Consider the following 603-nt stretch of genomic DNA (forward strand, 5'->3'; position numbering starts at 1 on the left):
AGCCGACCGCGAACACAACAACCCCACCAACCCGCCTGGGCCTACCCCGCGGTCAACCAGCCCATGCGCCAACCGATCCGAAACCTCATCAAGCTCCCGATAACTCCACCCGCGACCCTCGAAACTCACCGCCACCGCCCCCGGCATGCGGGCCACCTGAACCGCGAACAACTCGGGAATCGACACCGCCCCGGTACCCGGCGCGCTCAACACCCGGCGATTACCCCACCCATCCAGCCAGGTGCGCTCACCCTCATCGAGCACATCGATCGAGGACAACCGTTGCCCGGCGTCGGCGACCATGGCCATCAACACCCCCTGGAACCGATCGACGAGGGTAGTGATTGTGGCTACGTCGAATACATCGGTGCGGAACTGCACCGTGCCGCCGATCCCCGCCCGTTCACCCGCAGCGGTCAAGCGCTCGGCCAGGGAGAAGGCCAGATCCATGGGCGCACTGTGAATGTCGGCCGGTATGGGGGTTATCCGTACATCGCTCAGGTGGAGGTCGGTGGCGTCGGCATTCTGCCAGGCCAACAGCACTTGGATCAGGGGGTGATGGGTCAGTGATCGGGTGGGGTTGAGTCGGTCGACGAGCAGTTC

At 64.8% G+C, this 603-nt stretch carries 1 protein-coding gene; it reads right to left on the reverse strand.

The window, feature by feature from the left end; all coding sequences use genetic code 11:
- Positions 1 to 603, reverse strand: a 603-nt coding sequence (locus tag A5622_RS07655) for an AMP-binding protein (protein ID WP_156752877.1), incomplete at both ends; no start/stop codon positions are given.

Origin of the sequence: Mycobacterium sp. 1245801.1 (assembly GCF_001673055.1) — a bacterium.
GTDB classification, from domain to species: domain Bacteria; phylum Actinomycetota; class Actinomycetes; order Mycobacteriales; family Mycobacteriaceae; genus Mycobacterium; species Mycobacterium europaeum_A.